General features: G+C 57.8%; 15 protein-coding genes and 1 tRNA gene. 11 read left to right on the top strand and 5 right to left on the bottom strand.

Annotation, left to right across the window (positions count from 1 at the left end; genetic code table 11):
- Window positions 1-91: 91 nt before the first annotated feature.
- The 8 genes from AC2FIB_RS06670 to AC2FIB_RS06635 all read left to right on the top strand — a co-directional run bounded on the left by AC2FIB_RS06670 (window position 92) and on the right by AC2FIB_RS06635 (window position 9,268).
- On the top strand, window positions 92-982 hold the full coding sequence (locus tag AC2FIB_RS06670) for a beta-keto acid cleavage family enzyme (protein ID WP_496841836.1): 891 nt from the start codon (window positions 92-94) through the stop codon (window positions 980-982).
- Window positions 975-1,976, top strand: coding sequence for an ABC transporter ATP-binding protein (locus AC2FIB_RS06665; protein WP_282119701.1), 1,002 nt, complete (start codon window positions 975-977; stop codon window positions 1,974-1,976). Before AC2FIB_RS06670 ends, AC2FIB_RS06665 begins: the two co-directional genes overlap by 8 nt.
- Window positions 1,977-2,054: 78 nt before the next feature.
- Entirely contained in the window at window positions 2,055-3,161 is a 1,107-nt protein-coding gene (locus AC2FIB_RS06660) for an extracellular solute-binding protein (protein ID WP_496733614.1), read from the top strand.
- Between the two features lie 62 nt (window positions 3,162-3,223).
- Window positions 3,224-4,072, top strand: coding sequence for an ABC transporter permease (locus AC2FIB_RS06655; RefSeq protein WP_058272685.1), 849 nt, complete (start codon window positions 3,224-3,226; stop codon window positions 4,070-4,072).
- Complete coding sequence (locus tag AC2FIB_RS06650; RefSeq protein WP_496733616.1) at window positions 4,069-4,866, top strand: ABC transporter permease; 798 nt, start codon at window positions 4,069-4,071, stop codon at window positions 4,864-4,866. Before AC2FIB_RS06655 ends, AC2FIB_RS06650 begins: the two co-directional genes overlap by 4 nt.
- Before the next feature lie 12 nt (window positions 4,867-4,878).
- Window positions 4,879-6,039 carry an acyl-CoA dehydrogenase family protein gene (locus tag AC2FIB_RS06645; protein WP_496733618.1) on the top strand — a complete coding sequence of 387 codons (1,161 nt, stop codon included), beginning with the start codon at window positions 4,879-4,881 and terminating at the stop codon, window positions 6,037-6,039.
- A complete protein-coding gene (locus tag AC2FIB_RS06640; RefSeq protein ID WP_496740223.1) occupies window positions 6,036-8,126 on the top strand; it encodes an acetate--CoA ligase family protein in 2,091 nt (696 codons plus the stop codon). Before AC2FIB_RS06645 ends, AC2FIB_RS06640 begins: the two co-directional genes overlap by 4 nt.
- Window positions 8,123-9,268: a serine hydrolase domain-containing protein gene (locus AC2FIB_RS06635; RefSeq protein WP_496733622.1), complete on the top strand. Its 1,146-nt coding sequence runs from the start codon at window positions 8,123-8,125 to the stop codon at window positions 9,266-9,268. The genes AC2FIB_RS06640 and AC2FIB_RS06635 overlap by 4 nt, the downstream gene beginning before the upstream one ends.
- 691 nt (window positions 9,269-9,959) lie before the next feature.
- Here the strand turns inward: AC2FIB_RS06635 and AC2FIB_RS06630 are convergent.
- Both AC2FIB_RS06630 and AC2FIB_RS06625 read right to left on the bottom strand, forming a co-directional pair.
- Window positions 9,960-10,035, bottom strand: a tRNA-Ala gene (locus AC2FIB_RS06630).
- Window positions 10,036-10,177: 142 nt separating this feature from the next.
- Window positions 10,178-10,504 carry a TIGR02300 family protein gene (locus AC2FIB_RS06625; RefSeq protein WP_496733624.1) on the bottom strand — a complete coding sequence of 109 codons (327 nt, stop codon included), beginning with the start codon at window positions 10,502-10,504 and terminating at the stop codon, window positions 10,178-10,180.
- A 100-nt stretch (window positions 10,505-10,604) separates the two neighbouring features.
- Here AC2FIB_RS06625 and AC2FIB_RS06620 point away from each other — a divergent pair, with 100 nt between their 5' ends.
- The 3 genes from AC2FIB_RS06620 (at window position 10,605) to AC2FIB_RS06610 (ending at window position 13,217) form a co-directional block, all read left to right on the top strand.
- Entirely contained in the window at window positions 10,605-11,300 is a 696-nt protein-coding gene (locus tag AC2FIB_RS06620) for a M48 family metallopeptidase (RefSeq protein WP_496841835.1), read from the top strand.
- A 30-nt stretch (window positions 11,301-11,330) separates the two neighbouring features.
- Window positions 11,331-11,978 carry a GntR family transcriptional regulator gene (locus AC2FIB_RS06615; RefSeq protein ID WP_058279022.1) on the top strand — a complete coding sequence of 216 codons (648 nt, stop codon included), beginning with the start codon at window positions 11,331-11,333 and terminating at the stop codon, window positions 11,976-11,978.
- Between the two features lie 111 nt (window positions 11,979-12,089).
- On the top strand, window positions 12,090-13,217 hold the full coding sequence (locus AC2FIB_RS06610; protein WP_496733627.1) for a lytic murein transglycosylase: 1,128 nt from the start codon (window positions 12,090-12,092) through the stop codon (window positions 13,215-13,217).
- A gap of 4 nt (window positions 13,218-13,221) precedes the next feature.
- Here AC2FIB_RS06610 and AC2FIB_RS06605 read toward each other — a convergent pair whose 3' ends face one another.
- The 3 genes from AC2FIB_RS06605 to AC2FIB_RS06595 all read right to left on the bottom strand — a co-directional run bounded on the left by AC2FIB_RS06605 (window position 13,222) and on the right by AC2FIB_RS06595 (window position 15,802).
- Window positions 13,222-14,184: an acetyl-CoA carboxylase carboxyltransferase subunit alpha gene (locus tag AC2FIB_RS06605; protein ID WP_108861352.1), complete on the bottom strand. Its 963-nt coding sequence runs from the start codon at window positions 14,182-14,184 to the stop codon at window positions 13,222-13,224.
- Between the two features lie 101 nt (window positions 14,185-14,285).
- Window positions 14,286-14,969: a hypothetical protein gene (locus AC2FIB_RS06600; protein WP_496733629.1), complete on the bottom strand. Its 684-nt coding sequence runs from the start codon at window positions 14,967-14,969 to the stop codon at window positions 14,286-14,288.
- A 236-nt stretch (window positions 14,970-15,205) separates the two neighbouring features.
- Window positions 15,206-15,802, bottom strand: coding sequence for a LysE family translocator (locus AC2FIB_RS06595; RefSeq protein WP_496733630.1), 597 nt, complete (start codon window positions 15,800-15,802; stop codon window positions 15,206-15,208).
- Window positions 15,803-15,867 lie beyond the last annotated feature (65 nt).

The following is a 15,867-nucleotide window of genomic DNA, read 5'->3' as shown; positions in this document are numbered from 1 at the left end:
TTTTCGCCAGCATAGCCGAAAGACTGTCGGATAATCGACATCTTTCTTACCCTTTCCCGCGTCAAGCTGAAAAAAATAGGGGGTTTGCCAGATGAACTATGAGGTTGTCCTGACTTGCGCCGTGACTGGCGCGGGCGATACCACGGGCAAAAGTCCGCATGTGCCCGTCACGCCGAAAGAGATCGCTAATGCGGCGATTGAGGCGGCCAAGGCAGGGGCCTCCGCCGCGCATATTCACGCGCGTGATCCCGAGACGGGCCAAGGCTCACGCGACCCGAAGCTTTTCAAGGAAATCGTGGACCGGGTGCGCGACAGTGACACCGATGTGGTGATCAATGTGACCGCCGGGATGGGCGGCGACTGGATCTCGGACCCGGCCAACCCAGCGATGCCGGGCCCCGGCACGGACATGATCGGCCCCGAGGAACGGCTCGCTCACATCAAGGAATGCTTGCCCGATGTATGTTCACTGGATTGCGGGACACTGAATTTCTCTGACACGGACATGATCTATATCTCTACCCCGCCAACACTGCGGCGTATGGCGGCATTGGTGCAGGAATGGGGGGTGAAGCCGGAACTGGAAGTCTTTGACCTTGGCCATATCCGCTTCGCCAAGGCGATGGTGGATGAGGGGCTGATTGATGCGCCTCCCATGTTCCAGCTTTGTCTGGGCATTCCCTGGGGCGCGGATCAGACCGTCGAAACCATGGCTGCCATGAAAGCGCAACTGCCTCCCGGGGCCAGCTGGGCCAGCTTCGGGATTGGACGCGGTCAAATGCCCATGGCAGCGGCCTCTGTCGCGTTGGGTGGCAATGTGCGCGTAGGGCTGGAGGACAACATCTATTTGGAGCGCGGGGTTCTGGCGACCAACGGCCAGCTTGTCACCCGTGCCCGCGAGATCATTGAGCGCATGGGGGGGCGTGTGCTGACCCCGCAAGAGGCGCGCAACAAGCTGAAGTTGAGAGGCGCGGATGGCTGACCTCGCCGATACAGGCAGTTTGCAGGTGCGTAATGTCTCGAAACTGTTCGGGACATTCCGGGCAGTCAACAACATCAGTCTGGATATTCAGAAAGGTGAGTTTCTGACTCTGCTGGGCCCCTCGGGGTCGGGCAAGACCACGCTGTTGATGATGATCGCGGGGTTCCTCGATATCTCTGAAGGGGACATTGCGCTGGATGGGTCCTCCATCGCGCAAACCCCCGCGGAAAAACGCAATTTTGGCATGGTATTTCAGGGCTACGCGCTGTTCCCCCATATGAGCGTGCGAGACAACATCGGATACGCCTTGAGTGTGCGCAAACGTCCCACGTCAGAGATTAGGGCGCGGGTCGACGAGATGCTGGAATTGGTTCAGCTGCAGGATTTCGCGGACCGCAAGCCGGGGCAGCTGTCCGGCGGGCAGCAACAGCGCGTCGCGCTGGCACGTGCGCTGTGTTTTGCGCCGCCGGTGTTGCTGTTGGACGAACCGCTTGGCGCGCTTGACAAGAAACTGCGGGTCGAGGTGCAGGAGCAACTCAAGGATATTCACCGCCGAGTTGGCACGACCTTCATCTACGTCACCCATGATCAGGAAGAAGCGCTGTCCATGTCGGACCGCATCGTGATCATGCGCGACGGGGCGATTGAACAGATTGGTACGCCTCAGGAGCTCTATGAGCGGCCAGTGAACCAGTTCACGGCCAGTTTCTTGGGCAAATCCAACTTCATTCAGCAAGACGGCAAAACTTACGCCCTGCGTCCCGAAAAAATCGACCTGCGCAAAGGCGCGGGCCATGCGGAGGCACAGACGAGTGGGGTGGTGCGCTCTATTACCTACTTTGGTTCAATGCAGCGCGTCATCGTGGATGCCAGCGATGGTACCGAAATCGAAGTGGACATCGATGTCTGGCGCAACAGCGAAGCCTTGAACGAAGGCGATACCGTGGACCTGTTGTGGAAAGACGAAGCTGCTGTGGAATTACAAACGGGCTAAAGCCCCAAAAACGTGTGCCGCCAAAAGGTGCCATTGAGCAAAAGTCCGGGAACTCCCGAACCCAATAGGAGGATGAAAATGCACGATAGACAATTCAAGAAAGAGATGCTGCAAGACAGCGCGCAGGCCTACAAGAAAGGCCGCATGGATCGCCGCACGTTCCTGGCGCTTTGTGGTGCCTCGGGCGTGGCGATGAGCGCCGTGATGGCAGGTGATGCCGAAGCCGCTGCTGATCACGTGGTGATGTGGAACTGGGGTGGCCAGTCTGAAGAATGCCACGGCTCCGCCATTGGCGATGCCTTCACCGCCAAGACTGGCAAGGGACTGAAATTTGACACCTCCGGCCCTCTGGAAGGCAAGATCAAGGAAATGGTCGACAGCGGCAATGTCACTGCCGACGTTGCGGACGCAGACCTTTTCAATGCCGTGTCCCTTGGGCCAACAGGTCATCTGGAACCAATTGATTACTCTGTTGTTTCCAAGGAAAAGACCCTGCCAGGCTATGCGCTGGAATATGGGGTTTCGATCATCCTTTATGGCTATGCCTTTGTCTATGACACCGAAGCCTATGGCGATAATCCCCCGCAGAACTGGGCGGATTTCTTTGATACCGCCAAATTCCCGGGCATGCGCTCGCTGTACAAATGGGCCAATGGCTCGCTCGAAGCAGCACTTATGGCGGATGGCGTTGCGGGCGATGCGCTTTACCCGTTGGACATGGATCGCGCCCTCGCCAAGATCAAATCGATCAAGGACAACAGCCTTTACTGGGGCTCAGGGTCCGAGGCGCATTCCATGGTAGTGAATGGCGAAGTCTCGCTCGGCATGGTCTGGCAGAACCGGGGACGTAACATCGAAAATGACACCGATGGGCGCTACAAGCTGGTGAACAATCAGGCCATGGCGATGCCGGGGGCCTATATCGTGCCCAAGGGCAACCCCGCAGGTGCGGCCGTAATGGACTTCATCGCCACAGCGCAAGAGGTGCCTGCACAGCTGGCGCTGCTTGATTGCCTTGGTATGACGCCCTCTAACCCCGAAGCCTTCGGCCAGATCCCCGAAAATCAGCAGCCTTATGCGATCACCTCGGCAATGAACATCGACAAAATCGTTTATAACGATCCCGACTGGTGGGGGAAAAACGGCGGTGATGCGGTGAACGCCTTCCTTGAGGCGATCAGCTAAACACGCCTGATAGCCGCCCGTGTCTTCCTGCGGGCGGCCATCGATTTGGCCCAGGACATTTCATGCAAGCCTTCACCCGACATATCCACCCCGGCTGGCTGATCATCGCACCTTTGATGCTGATGGTCATAGCGCTCTATCTGGGGCCGATCCTGAACATCCTGTGGCTCAGCGTCACGGACCCGGAACCTGGATTGAGTAATTACGCCAAACTGGCGGAAAGCGATGCGCTGATCCGCATTGTCTGGACTACGGTGCGCATCTGCATCATCACCACGATGTTCAGTGTCACGCTGGGCTATTCCATCGCCTATGCCATGGTGCACTGCCACCAACGCCAGAAGAACTATATGCTGACGTTGCTTCTTGTGTCCTTTTGGATTTCCATCCTTGTGCGCACTTTTAGCTGGCTGATGCTGCTGGGGCGCAAAGGGTTGGTGAACGGTACGCTGGAAAACATTGGACTGATTGCCGAGCCCATCGCCTTTATGCGCAATGAGTTGGGCGTGCTGATCGGCATGGTGCATTACATGATCCCCTATGCGGTACTGCCACTGCTGGTCTCGATGCAATCGCTTGATACGCGTGTGATGGATGCCTCGCGCAATCTGGGCGCCAGCAGCACGCAGACCTTCTGGCGCATTTACCTGCCACTGACCCTGCCAGGGTTGGTGGCTTCGACCCTGCTGGTCTTCATCCTGAGCCTTGGGTTTTACGTCACCCCTGCCGTATTAGGCGGTGGCAAAGTGCTCATGGTGGCAGAGTACATTTCTGTGCAATTGCTGGTCACCCTGAAGTGGGGCACAGCCGCGATGCTGGCGGCAATCATGCTGACGGGCGTTCTGGCGATGCTGTGGATCATGTCGCGTTTCATGAAGCTCAGCACCGTGTTTGGGGGGGCTGCACGATGACATCAGGTCTGTTCTCCAAGTTCAACCGCGTGGGCGCATGGGTTTTGTTGCTGTTTCTGGTGACGCCCGCGCTGATCGCCATTCCCGTATCACTGACGCCAAAGCGTTTTCTGTCTATGCCAAAGGGCGAATTGTCCCTGCGCCATTTTCAAAAGCTGTTCACTTCCGAGGAATGGCTGTCGAGCTTTTTCCAAAGTGGCGTGATCGCAGTCTCGACCTCACTGCTGGCAACATTCCTTGGCACGCTCTGTGCCATTGGCCTGTGGCGGGTATCCTCAAAGTATTCCGAGCTGATGCGCGCCTTCCTGCTGCTGCCGCTGATCATCCCGCAGATCATTTCTGCCATGGCGTTCTATCGACTGTGGATCCCGCTTGGCCTGTTGGACAGCTACGCCGGGCTGATCCTCGCGCATACGATCTTGGCAGCCCCCATGGTGCTGATCACAGTCAGCGCCTCGCTGGCGACCTTTGATCCCAAATTGGAACAAGCCTCCAAGAACCTTGGTGCTTCGAACTGGACCACAATGCGCCTGGTGATCCTGCCCTCAATCAAACCGGGGGTCTTTGCCGGAGCGCTTTTTGCCTTCATTCTCAGCTGGGATGAAATTGTCGTGACGCTGTTCATCTCCAAATACACCGTCTACACCCTGCCGCGCCGCATGTGGAACGGCATCCGCGAAAACACCGATCCGACGGTAGCCGCCGCCGCTGTGGTGTTGATCGCCATCACGCTTATTGCCTTCGTGATCTTTTCGATCATGCCCCGTCGTAACGACAAGTCCGAAGCCCCATAAAGGAGGCGCCTTATGAACATGGAAGCCAGTGTTGAAACCGACCTGCTGATCAGCACCGTCCGCCGCTTTGTGGAAACAGAAATGTATCCACACGAGGAGGAAGTGGACCAGATGGGCTATGTCCCCGAAGAGATTGGCCGTCAGATTGAGGCGAAGGCCCAGGAGTTGGGACTGTTTGCCTGCAACTTGCCCGAAGAGGTCGGGGGCGGAGGCCTTGGTTACGGGCCTATGTCCTTGATTGAACGCGAGTACGGCAAGACCAGCCATGCCCTGCAAAGCTGGGCTGCGCGTCCCACGGAACTGCTCATGGCTTGCGAGGGCGATCAGCGCGAACGTTACCTTTTCCCCGCGGTGCGCGGTGAAAAACGAGAGTTGTTCGCCCTGACGGAACCGGACGCGGGGTCGGACGTAATGGGTATGAAAACCAACGCCCGGCGGGATGGAGGTGACTGGATCCTGAATGGTTCAAAGCATTTCATCTCTGGCCCCTGTATGCCCGATTTTGCGATCGTTTTTGCTGCGACGGGTGCTGACGAAACGCCACGTGGACCGCGCAAACGGGTGACGGCCTTTTTGGTGGACGTTGGCACACCGGGCTTTGACTGCCGCGAAGGCACCAAATGTGTCAGCTATCGCGGCTACAAGACGTTTGAACTGCACTTCGATAATGTGCGCCTTGGTCCGGGGCAGGTGCTGGGGGAAGAAGGGCGTGGTCTTGAACTCTCTGGCAAATGGCTGGGCATGGGGCGCATCTGGGTGGGGGCGACCTGTTGTGGCAAGGCGGAGCGCATACTGGAGATGGCCACCGAATGGGCCGCGTCCCGAAAGCAGTTTGGCAAACCCATCGGGGCGTTTCAGGCCACCGGTTTCCGGCTTGCAGATGGCGCTATTGGATTGCGCGCAGCCGACCTAATGGTCAAAGACGCCGTGGCGCGTGCCGAACAGGGCGTGATGAGCGATGCGGATGCGGCGATGATCAAGGTCTTTTGTTCAGAAATGCTGGGCAAGATCGCCGATGATGCGGTGCAGATCTACGGTGGCATGGGGCTGATGGAGGAAATGCCGATCCAACGCTTCTGGCGCGACAGCCGACTTGAGCGGATCTGGGACGGCACCTCTGAAATTCAACGCCACATCATCACACGCTCCATCCTGCGGCCCCTGGGTGCATGACCCCAAAGAGACGCGCCAACTTTGAGCGGCTTCTCAAGCCGCGCTCCATCGCTTTTATCGGCGGGCGGGATGCGACCATTGCCGTAAGAGAGGCGCGCAGGCGTGGGTTTGCAGGGCAAATGTGGGCGGTGAACCCCAGGCGAACAGATCTGAAGGGGGTGCCTTGCGTGCCCTGTATCGCTGATCTGCCTGAAGCGCCTGATGCTGTCTATCTGGCCATTCCCGCAGGTGGTATTGTCGCCGCATTGGGCGAATTGGCTGAGATGGGCGTCGGTGGCGTGGTCTGTTTTTCTGCAGGATTCAAGGAAACCGGCGATGCGGCGGCAGAACAGGCGCTGATCGAGGCAACCGGTGACATGGCCCTCATCGGTCCCAATTGTTACGGTTTGATCAACTACATCGACAACGCAGCACTTTGGTCTTTCGAACACGGTGGCTGGTCACCCGGTTACGGTGCAGCGATTGTCACCCAATCGGGCATGTTTTCCTCTGACATCACCATGTCTGCGCGCTCCTTGCCACTGGCATACATGGTATCGGCAGGCAATCAGGCGGTTCTGGGGTTAGAGGACTTTCTTGACGCCTTCGCTGATGACCCGGCAGTGCGTGCTATCGGGCTGCATATTGAGGGCCTTCAAGATATTCCCGCCTTTGAACGCGCCGCCCTGAAAGCCATTGAGCGAGGCGTGGCTGTGGTTGCGCTCAAGACAGGCAGCTCTTCAATCGGCGCAGCTCTGACTGTCAGTCACACGGGATCGCTGTCGGGGTCAGACGCGCTCTATGAGGCGTTGTTTGCGCGCACGGGCGTGATCAGTGTCACCAGCCCCGCGCAGTTTCTGGAAACGCTGAAGTACCTTTGTGTGGTCGGCGCGCCCAAGGGGCCAAGCGTTGCGGGTTTCACCTGTTCGGGGGGCGGCGCGACGATGCTGGCCGATCACGCGGAAAAGATCGGGCTCACGTTCTCGGCTGTCCGCGCAACGGAGCATGCGGCCCTGGTGGATCTGCTGCCAGACATCGCAACAGTGTCAAACCCGCTGGATTACACCACACCGATCTGGGGGCAGGCCGAATTGACCTATCCGGTCTTCGTCAAAGCGATGGACGCCGTAGGGGCCGAAGCGGCAGTTCTGGTGCAGGACTATCCTGCAGAAGGGCTAGATGCCTCCAAGATCTATTACCAAAACGATGCCAGCGCCTTTGCACAGGCTGCCTGCGATCGCGGAATCCCGGCAGCGATTTGTGCGACCCTGCCGGAGAATCTGGACAAGGTCACCCGCCGTTATCTGATCTCGATCGGAGTCGCGCCGATGCAGGGCATTCACGAAACGCTCAACGCCATGCAAAGCGCCAGCATTTGGGCCGCGCGACGTAATCGCATTCTGGCGACAAGGCCGGAGCCACTGATTGCCGGAACCCCGCCTGGCTCACTCGGCATGCTGACTGAGGACGCGGGCAAGGCCTGGCTTGCAGAGCGCGGTTTCACGGTCCCTTCGGGCCGGACAACGACGGCTCAAAAAGCCGAGGTGGCCGCAAAAAAGATCGGCTATCCGGTCGCGCTCAAGATGATGTCTACCCGGCTGGCCCACAAGAGTGAGGCAGGCGCGGTTGCTCTGGGCATTGCCGATGGCGCCGCGTTAAAGCAAGCACTTGATCAAATGAACACGGCTGTCACTGCCTATGATAAGCAGGCCGTGAGCGATAGCTACCTGATTGAGGCCATGTCGCCCACGCCTGTTGCAGAGATGATTGTCACCTTGCGCAATGACCCGCAGTTTGGCGCAGCACTGGTGCTGGGCAGTGGCGGAGTTTTGACCGAACTGGTTGGGGATGCCACAACGGTCCTTCTGCCCTCCACGCAGGACGATATCGCCAGTGCTCTGAAATCGCTCAAGATTTTTCACCTGTTGGAAGGCTTTCGAGGCCGTCCACGCGCCGATATAAACAAGGTGGTCACCGTGCTGAACGGCCTTTGTGAAGCTTTCCTGCAGGCCCGCGAAAAGGTCAGCGAAATTGAGATCAATCCGATGTTTGTCTATGCTGACCACGTTGTCGCCGTCGACGCGTTGATCCACGAGAATTGCACATGAGCAGGTTGAAGGTAGCCCCCAACCCCGATCTGACCGTGGGGCCAGACAACAAGCAGCGTTGGAATCAGCCTGCCCACCGCCGCCATGGATTTCACAACGCGCACCGCCTGTTCCGACGCACTCTGATGGTGCGTTCGCGAAATGTGTTGATGCTCGAAGAGGCCCACCAGGACCTGACAGCAACCGTGCCCGCGTTGGCGGACCTTCTGGCACATCCCGCCTTCTCTGCGTTTTGCTGCCTACGGGACGGGCAGGTGATCATGGAACAGGCCGCACCAGATTTTGGGACAGACCGACCGCATTCGATCCAATCCATTACAAAACTGCACATTCACCTGATTATGGGACAGTTGATCGGCCAAGGGTTCGTCTCGCCTGACGCAAAGGTTGCACAGTATTTGCCCGATATTGGATCTGGCTACCGCGAGGTTAACGTTCAGGCTCTCCTGGATATGGCAGTCAGCAATAATTTTACCGAAGACTATGATGACCCTCATGCGGATTGCTATGATGAAGAGATTGCCCTGGGCTGGCGCCTACCCACCGAGGATCAGGAGGAAATCTCGCTCAAGGACTTTGCTTCCAGAATTAGGGGGTTCAGAGAGACAGAGGCGCGAACAGTAGCGGAGTACAAGTCGGCCAACACAGATGTGCTGACATTGATCGCAGCGCAGGTTTGCCCCGTCCCACTTACAGCACAAATTGAACGGATTGCAGATGCCGTTGGTTACGAGGGCGCCTTTCACATCAGCCTGAGCAAAGATGGTTTCCCTGCCTTTTCCGGTGGGGGTTGCCTGAGTGCTCGGGATCTCGCACGGTTTGGCCTATTTCTTGCGCGCGGCGGTCTTGATCTGTCTGGAAACGCATGTGCCAATGCAAATTTCCTCCGCCAAAGCCTGACCCGCTCAGCACCATCTCTGACACCGCCAAAAGAATGGCTGCGCTACTCCAACCATATCATGACCGACGGACGGGTGGTTGCGCATGCCGGTTACGGTGGCCAGTTCCTGATGGTGGACACGGTCACTGGCACGTCATGCGCGTTCCTGAGCGTTCTCGAAAACGACGCCGGGTATGATGACACCTTCATGAGCAACGTCGCGCAGGTTCTGCGACACGTCTGCTGCGCCGAAACCGCATAGGATTCAGGTATAGTAGCAAATGTCTCGCGCCATCTTTTCCAAGTTCGCCCGATATCATAAATGACATCTGGAAGAACACTTTTCCTGACGCAGCGCGTGTGTATCCTTCTGTTTTCAGGCTACCTCTTGCGAAGCTCTGAGATTCATGAACGAACGACCGGTTCGTTGAAATCAGAAATTTTTTGGGCATCACTAAGCTATTTGCCTCTAGGGAAGCTAGAGAAAAACACCTCAAACCAGTCATTCACCACATTCGTCACCGAGATCCGCAATGGGCCGGAAGCGACATTTGCCCGCGAGTTGTCCAAAGTCGGCTCCGTCCGCATTGCGGATAATCATCGGAATGGATCGGGTGTCTGCGTGGACTTCAAAGCGGTCTTTCGTGCTAAGTGCACCAAATGGCCAAGCAGCTGATGTACTCTCGGCGTAACGAGTTTGTGGCTGCGCGGGGGTGGCCATATCTCACCTGACCTGGCAGTCAAAATGTCCAGATACCCCGCGCTTGGTGTGCGTGGGGTATAAACAAAATTGCGCCGCGTCCGGGTGAGGCCGGGGGGTGGGGTGCGACATTCCGACTCGGTTGGGCCTCGGGGATACGACGCTGGAAGCCTCGGCAAGCGGCGTGAATTTAGGGTTAGAATAGGGGCAGGTGCGCAATGACGCGAAATAGTTTAATAAAATCAATGGATTTTGGTGGAGCCTAGGGGAGTCGAACCCCTGACCTCTTGCATGCCATGCAAGCGCTCTCCCAACTGAGCTAAGGCCCCTTCCAAGTACCGCTGTAGCGGTGGACGGACGTTTATGAGACGACGGCAATGAGCGCAAGTCCAAAAATGGATTATGCGGAAAAGATTCTGCCTCGCATCCGGGGGTAGTTTGAGGCGGCGCAAGGGCCGCCCCGGACCGGTTTTAGTTTTCTTCTTCTGCTGGCATATCGGTGATTTCGTCCAGCGAAACGTCGTCACTGCTGTCGTCATCATCATCCAGCAGATCATCGTCCAGTTCGACGTCGACACTGTCGTCATCGTCCAGAACCAGATCTTCTTCCGACGCATTTTCGCGTGCTTTTGCCGACGCGGCATCTTCCGCATCTGCGGCGATCATCCGGCTCTTGCCGGTTTCAAGCTCCACGATCTCGCCGGTGTAGGGGCTGACGATCGGGTTCTTGTTCAGGTCGTAAAACCGCTTACCGGTGGTCGGGCAAACGCGTTTTACACCCCATTCTTCCTTGGGCATTTCAGATCCCCTTGATATCAGGTGAGTCGTAGTAATGATTCAGGTCACGTGCCACATGCAGCGGGCACTGTCAAAGCCTTTGAGCAGGAGAAACAGGCACATGGGGGACCACGCATTGCCCGGAAAACCGCCGGTGCCGCTAACGCTGCGCAAATCGGCCAGGGCGCGGCGTATCAGTTTGCGAATTTCTCAATTAGACGGGCGGGTTACACTGACCTACCCTAAAGGTGTCGCAGAAGCCGAGGCGCTGAATTTCGCCAAGGTCAAGGAAAACTGGATCCGTGAGCATCTTGAGGACAGACCCAACCCATTGGCCGTAGGATTCGGGCAATCAATCCCCATTGAAGGCAAAGAGAGGCGAATCGTACCGGCAGAGGGCCGACGCGTTCTACTGCGGGACGCAGAGGTTGCAATCCCCAAAGGGGCCGAAGCCCGGCGATTGGCACGGTTCCTAAAGGAACTGGCGAGGGATCGCCTGACTGAGGCCTGCGACGATTATGCGGCAATGCTGGGCCGACCTTATTCCAGCCTGACCTTGCGCGATACGCGGTCTCGTTGGGGATCGTGCAGTTCGGCTGGTGGTCTGATGTTTTCGTGGCGTCTGATCCTCGCGCCATCGGACATTCTGCATTATGTCGCCGCACATGAGGTCGCGCATCTGGCCGAAATGAACCATTCCCCCGCGTTCTGGGCGCAGGTCGAGCGCCTGTTTGGTGACTGCAAGGCCCAAAGGCGCTGGCTGCGCGACAACGGGGCGCAGCTTCACCAGTATAGATTTGATAGCGCGACGAGTTGACCGCGTGGCATTTTGTGATCACATGGGGTTATGTTAAGCGCTCGCCCAACCGACACCCAACCCGCAGCTCATGATCTGGTCTATCGAGCCCTGCGCTCACGTATTATGCACGGCGACATAGCGCCCGGGCAGGCGTTGACCCTGCGCGGCATCGGCAAGGAATTCGATGTCTCAATGACGCCTGCGCGCGAAGCGGTGCGACGGCTGGTGGCCGAAGGCGCGCTGTTTCTGTCTTCCTCGGGTCGGGTGTCCACGCCCGAGCTGACCAATGACCGTATCGAAGAGTTGGCGGCTCTGCGTGCACTGCTCGAGGTCGAGCTGGCCAGTCGCGCATTGCCCCGCGCGCACATGGCGCTGATTGACCGGTTACAGAGCATCAACATGACCGTCGCGGAAATGGTCACGAAACGGGATGCCGTCGGTTACATCCGGTCGAACCTGGAATTCCATCGTACACTGTATCTGCGTGCTCAGGCTCCGGCGATGCTGGCCATTGTGGAAACGGTATGGCTTCAGCTGGGGCCGACAATGCGGGCGCTCTATGGGCGGTTGCGGCGGACAGAACCGCCGCATTATCACAAGCTGATCATCGCTGCGTTGAAGGCGGGGGATGAGCCCGGATTGAGGCTGGCTGTACGGTCGGATGTGACGCAAGGGCTGCGGATGCTGGTCAGTTAAGCGGCTTGTCGCCGAAGTGATCGGGTTGCCGTTTCCAAGCACCGCAGAACTAGCTTGCGCACCTAGTCTGCGATACTCTGACCCAAATCACAACAAGAGCAGATTTCAGACATGATCAATCGACGCCTATTTTCAGTTGGACTTGGGTCAACGTTTTTGGCCGCCTGTTCCGGTGGCACGCCAACCAGCGCCCCGGCAACGCGGATGCGGGCCGTCCCCAACGCAGGCTATGACGCCTGGGTTGCCGGCTTTAAATCCCGCGCGGCCTCGCAAGGTATTTCTCAGACCACCATCAACCGGGCCTTTCAGGGGGCGGGGTACCTGCCGGGCGTGATCGAACGAGATCGCAATCAGGTCGAATTCAAACGCTCGCTTGAGGATTATCTGGCGATTGCTGCTTCCGATGAACGGATTGCGACTGGCAAGCAGATGCTGGTGCGCCATGCCGGAACCCTTTCAGAGATCGAGGCAAAGTACGGCGTCGATAAAGAGGTCATCGTTGCTGTCTGGGGCCTGGAAAGCCGTTATGGATCTCGCCGGGGGGACGTGCCGGTGGTTTCGGCAGTGTCGACCCTGGCTTATGACGGTCGTCGCGGCGCGTTTTTTGAAAAACAGCTGATCGCTGCCCTAAAGATCATTCAAGAGGGCGATACAACGCCCGCGAACATGACCGGCAGCTGGGCCGGGGCGATGGGGCATACGCAGTTCATCCCGACGTCTTATCTGGCCTATGCGGTGGATTTCACCGGTGATGGCCGTCGGGACATCTGGTCCGAGGATCCCACGGATTCTTTGGCCTCGACCGCCGCCTATCTGGCGCGGGCTGGCTGGGTGCGCGGACAGCCATGGGGTGGCGAAGCTGGCACGGTATCCGGGTCGCCTGTCGCGGTGTTACAACCGCAAAAGCCCGGGCCGCGCATCGCTGTGTTCCGCAATTTCCAGGTGATCAAGCGCTATAACAACTCGGACAGCTACGCGATCGGCGTTGGGCATCTGTCGGACCGGATCGCCGGTGGCGCGCCGTTTCAGGCCTCGTTCGGGCCCGATGCGACCGGGTTGACGCTTGAGGATCGCAAAGAGCTGCAGCGCCGACTGACATCCGCAGGGTACGACACCCAGGGCGCGGATGGGGTTATCGGCAACAATACGAAATCCGCCATCAGCGCGTATCAACGCGCCAGTGGTTTGGCCGTAACCGGTGAACCTTCAGCGGCTTTGTTGCGTCAGCTCGGCGGCTGACGGATTACGCCGCCAGCCCTTTCGAGCCGATATCCAGGAATTTTTGGCGGCGGTCCTTGATCAGGGCTGCCGCATCCTTGCCATCCAGCTCTTTCAGCATAGCAGCAATGGCACCTCGTACAGAGTCGACCGTTGCGGCGCGGTCGCGATGCGCGCCGCCCTTGGGTTCGGTGATGATGTGATCACAGACGCCCAGCTTTTGCAGGTCTTGAGCAGTCAGCCGTAGCGCTTCGGCGGCCTCACGCATCTTTTCCGAATCCTTCCACAGGATCGACGCACAGCCTTCAGGTGAGATTACCGAATAGACCGAATGTTCCAGCATCGCGACCCGGTTTGCCGTGGCAAACGCTACTGCGCCGCCTGAACCACCTTCGCCGATGATCACAGACACCAAAGGCACGCCGATCTTCAAGCACATTTCGGTCGACCGCGCGATGGCCTCGGACTGGCCGCGTTCCTCGGCACCTTTGCCCGGATATGCACCGGCCGTGTCGATCAGAGTGATGACGGGCAGACCGAAACGTCCAGCCATTTCCATCAGGCGTACGGCCTTGCGATAACCTTCAGGGCGGGCCATGCCGAAATTCCGTTCGATCCGAGATTTGGTGTCCGAGCCTTTTTCGTGCCCGATCACCATGACGGGCTGGTCGTCGAAACGGGCCAGGCCACCGATCACAGCCAGATCGTCAGCAAAGTTGCGATCACCCGCTAGCGGTGTGAATTCGGTAAACAGTTCTGCCACGTAATCCTGGCAATGGGGGCGTTCAGGGTGACGCGCGACCTGACATTTTCGCCACGGAGTGAGGTCACCGTAAAGCTCGTCCAGCAGCTTGGCAGCCTTGGCGTCCAGCGCAGCGGCTTCTTCGGCCACGTCCATCTCTTCGTTGGCACGGGCCAGCGCGCGCAGTTCCTCGGCCTTGCCTTCGATCTCGGCCAGGGGTTTTTCGAAATCCAGATACTGGGTCATGACGCCTCTCAACGCGGAAGTTCATTGCTATATGAACTTGCTGTCAGAGGAATGCAACACAAGGTAAAGCGCGCCCCGATCAAGGGCCGCGCCGGTATGGGTCACTTCACAGGTACGTAGCTGGTCGGAAGGCCGTCGTCGTCAGCGTTCACCATGTAGTACTGGTTCTCGCCGCTGTCCCAGACCAGAAATGCGTCCGCGCCTTCGGGTTTGGTCTGTTCGCCCCATGGGGCCTGAATGGTCAGAGCATCGCTTTTTGCATATCCCAGATCAGACAGGCGCAGCATATCAACCGGTGTTGTCTTGAGCGCGCCAACAATGCCGGGCGCCTGATCTTCGAACATCGCCTTGACCTCAGGGGCCATGTCCAGCCGTTCGATCAGGCGCGTATTCTTGGCGGCAACATCGTCCAGCGAAACCTGCTCGTAGGCCTCGTCAAACGTGCTTTTGCCGATGATGTAGAAGTCTGGGCCATCCTTGCGGAACTGCAGCGCTATGATCGAGCCGGTGTTCTCGATCAGGTAAGCCTGATCGTAACTGGTGCCATCAACTGAACCGAGGTTTTCGCGGATCGCGTCGGGGATCGCGTCGAAGTCATCGCTGGTCAGCTGCCAACCCAGGATTGGGCGATCCTTGATATAGGCTTCGGGCGCCGGGTTATGCTGGCTGACACGTTCAGAAATCATGGTTTGTGTCTGGACGTCATCGGCCTGCGCAATAGCCGGTATTGCGGCAAGGATGGCGGCAAACAGAATTTGGCGGAGCGGTCGAGATGGATTGTTCATATCGGTCCTCATTTACCATTTTAGAAAGTCTGTTGGTCTCGTGAGTTATACGCCCAGTGTAACATTCTTACGTGTGTGGTCCGATGTGAATTCAGTAAGATTTGTAGCTGCGGAATATGAATCCGCAGGTAGGCAAATAGAAAGGATGCCGATGACGACCCGCTATGAAGACCGCGTTCTGAGTGTTTTGACCGACAGTCATGGGAATCAGGCTGAAGACCTGCCGCTGAAATTGCTCAGTTCGGGTATAGAACCGGGTAGAGCGAGCCGACGAGCAAAGCCGCCATTGTCCAGTTGAACACCATCAACCGGCGCGGGTTCGTCAGGATGCGCGCCATTTGCTGGCCCAGAACGGTCCATGTGCTGACTGAGGGCAGGTTGACTGCTCCGAAAACAAGGGCCACCACAATGATCGCCTGAAGGGTCTGATCAGGTGTGTAGGCGGTTGTGGCTGTCAGGGCCATGGCCCAGGCCTTTGGGTTGACCCACTGAAAGGCTGCTGCCTGCAGGAATGTCATCGGCGTGCCTGTCGTGTTTTGCCCCTTCGCCGGGGCGGCATGTGCGATTTTCCAAGCAAGGAACAGAAGATATGCAACAGAGGCGAATTTCAGCACCGTGTAGCTGATCGGATATCTGTCGAATAGCTGCACCAGCCCGCTGCCGACCAATAGCACCATGAAGGTAAACCCAAGCCCGATCCCCAGCATGTGCGGGATGCTCTTGCGAAATCCGAAATTGGCCCCAGACGCCATCAGCATCAGGTTGTTGGGTCCAGGTGTAATGGACGAGACAAAAGCAAAGGCGATCAGGGCCAGAAGGATATCGTAGGTCATAAGTTGGATAATTGCTGCAAACCGAACAAATGAAATTGCGTTTTAATGCGCGATCTCGTTAATAT

This window comes from Ruegeria sp. YTSA072 (assembly GCF_059610285.1).
Note: the sequence above shows the minus strand (reverse complement) of the source record. Positions and strands in the feature narration are given on the sequence as shown.